This is a genomic window from Cupriavidus sp. WS (genome assembly GCF_000395345.1).
Taxonomy (GTDB): Bacteria; Pseudomonadota; Gammaproteobacteria; order Burkholderiales; family Burkholderiaceae; genus Cupriavidus; species Cupriavidus basilensis_B.
The window spans coordinates 1-2,774 of record NZ_AQPL01000533.1; the positions used below are offsets into that span (position 1 = coordinate 1).

Annotated in this window: 2 protein-coding genes and 1 pseudogene; all 3 read right to left on the reverse strand. The window is 66.9% G+C overall.

The genetic code is table 11. The annotated features are described in order from the left end of the window. A pseudogene (locus K206_RS43360) lies at positions 1 to 119 on the reverse strand (TIGR03747 family integrating conjugative element membrane protein); the annotation flags it as partial. Next, positions 116 to 2,305: a type IV conjugative transfer system coupling protein TraD gene (gene traD / locus K206_RS0133765; RefSeq protein ID WP_029044392.1), complete on the reverse strand. Its 2,190-nt coding sequence runs from the start codon at positions 2,303 to 2,305 to the stop codon at positions 116 to 118. The gene traD and the pseudogene K206_RS43360, both read right to left, overlap by 4 nt. A gap of 4 nt (positions 2,306 to 2,309) precedes the next feature. Further along, positions 2,310 to 2,774: integrating conjugative element protein (locus tag K206_RS0133770; protein WP_020206708.1), on the reverse strand; the 465-nt coding region annotated here is incomplete at its 5' end.

Genomic DNA, 2,774 nt, shown 5'->3' on the forward strand with positions numbered 1-2,774 from the left:
GAGAACAGCAGCGAGCCGATCAGTACGCCGAGCAGCCGGAACGGCAAGGTGATGGTGCCGACGATCAGGCCTTGGCGCTGGTTCTGCTCCCGTTGCGCGGTCGAGGCGGCGTCCTTCATGGCGCGGCCTCGTCGGTGCGCTGGTCGGTATCGGTGGATACCGCGCCAGGCTCGACCGGAGCAGCATCATCCAGCAGGTCATCGGGCAAGGCTGCATCCTGCAGGTTCGGGGAACTGGTGAACTCCCACCACTGAGTGGCCTCGCTGTAGCTCTGGCGCATGTACCCGGCCAGTTGCTGCAAGTCCGCCGGCATCACCTCATCCGGGTCCGGCGCCGGCAGCGGCATGCGCACCTTCCAAAGCTGACCGCCCTGCAGCAGCGCGAAGCACTGGCCCTTGGGCAGGCCGACGACGTGCGACGGCTCGATCATCGGCACGCTGGACATGCTGATGCGGTCCTGAGTGTTCGATGTGAAATCCGTCGCGCCACGGATGTCCGAGCTGTCGGTCGCGCCGGAGACGATGGTGGTGGTATAGACCTCGACATTCGGCAACTGCCTCGTCAGCAGTTCGGCGGTGGCCGTCTCGCGCACGCGCAGCATGAACAGGTTGTTGAAGTTGCCGATCACCTGGCCGGCCTTCGCACGGTTGCCGATGCGGGCCTCGATGTCCGAGAGGGTCTGCGTGTACGCCGTGACCTGCAGCCCGGCACCGCCGCCTTTGTTGATCAGCGGCACGAATTCGTCACCCATGAGTTCATTGAATTCGTCCGCATGGACATTGATCGGCACGCGAGCACCAGCCGATGCGCCCGGCAGGCCGTCGTCGATTCCGTGCTTGTAGATGTGGCCGGCGACCGAGACGAGATCGCTGAACATCGAGTTGCCGACCGCTGCGGCGACCTCGGCATCAGACAGCGCATCCAGGCCGACATAGACGACGGCGCGCTTCCTGATCACCTGCATCCAGTCGAAGATCGGCCGTGGGTCGGCCAGGTCGGAGTAGTTCGGCGCCAGGAGCTGGGCGATCTTGCCGCTGGTGAGCTTTTCCAGCAGAGGCAGGAGGCTGGCGACGATCTTGTCGAAGTAGGTCTTGTCGTAGCGGACCGCTGAGCGCAGTCCGTCGAGTACCGGGTCGTAGTTGCGGGCCTGGCTCAGGTACTGCTCCAGCGCCACGACGCGCTTCTCGCGCCCGATCATGTTCCTGGGTATGTTCTTCTCGTTGAGCTTGGCCTCGATCTGGACGATCACCTCCCAGGCCTTGGGCTCCGTCTTGGCAAAGTAGTGCTGGGCGTACTCGATGAACAGCGCGTCGATGTTGATGACGTGGCGCTGGATCAGCATGTAGTCCGGGCGCTGCCCCAGTTCCACCAGGGCGCGAGCGATGATGTTCACGAAGCGCCATGCGAACTCGCGGAACGCCGCGCTGTTGCCTTCGCCGGAGAGCTGCCCCGCGATGCGTGTCGCCACTTCCGAGATCCGACCGAAGCGGCCCACGGCGTTGTAGCGGGCGCTGATTTCCGGCCAGCCCAAGTGGAAGATGTAGAACTCGCCTTCGCGGCCAGCGCGCTGGGCTTCGACGTACATCCGCTTCAAGAGATCGGCATCCCCCTTGGGATCGATGACGATGACGACCTCATGCTCGCCCGCGGCGTTCTTACGCCGGATGTCCTGGGTAACGAACAACTCGGCCAGACGCGTCTTGCCCACCCGCGTGGTGCCCAGCACCAGCGAGTGCCCGACGCGCTCGCCCAGCGGCAGGCTGACGTCCACTTCGTCGGGTTCGATGCCGTGCAGCCTTGGCAGGCCTCCCACAGGCGGCAACGGGCGCACGGGGTTGAAAGGCACGTCCCAGCCGGTGAGCTTCGGCAGGCGCGAGAGCGGCAACGGCGCGAACTCCAGCCGTTCCTCCAGGCGCCTGGTCAGCCGGTAGGCCGGCGTATGCTCGACGTAGCGGCGGAACTCGGGCCGGTACGTCTGCATCAGCCGATGCGTGTGCTTCTGCTCCCAGAGAAAGCCGCGCCCCACGAATAGGCGCTGCTGGCTGACCGGCACGTCCTTGCTGGTCATCACGTACCGCGGCAGACGGCGGATGTTGCGCCGGTAGCGCAGGATGATGCGGGCATCGCGGTAGCGGATCGCGCCGTAGGCGCCGAACGCCAAGGCGCTGCCGATGCCCATGGCCGGGCTCAGCGCGAGCGACCATGGGGCCACCAGGCACAGAAACGCGGCGCCTGCACACGCCGCGACGGTGTATAGCTCCACCGCTGGGCGTAGCAGAACCTCGACCGGCTGTTTGCCTGACATGGCTTCATTGCTCGATGCCGGTGGCCGTGATCAGCGCCGGGTAGTGCCGCAGGCCCAGGCGATCGGCCAGGTCGTCGCCGGCCACGGGCGCGAGCGGTACGCCAGGCACCAGAGCGCGCAGCCGTGCCAGGCCCTGCGCGGTCTCGACGTTGACCACCAAGCCGACCGCGCTGCGTTCACGCAAAGCGGCGGCGCGGCGCTGCAACCAGACCCGGGAAGCCTCGTCGTCGCCGATGACCGCGAACGGCCGCAGGCCGGGCGCTTCGATCACGCGCCGCGCGACGGTGCCGGGCGTGAGCTTGCTGCTGCGCACCGGCAGCATCGCGGCTTCGTCCGCTGGCGTGGCGGGAACCCGGGGCGTCGGGATGGGTGGGCGGGCCGGCGCGTTGGCGCGCGGCTGGAGGTTCAGGGCTTCGTAGTACGGCAATGCCGACGTGCCGCCGCGGTCTTCGACCACGATCAGCGGCTC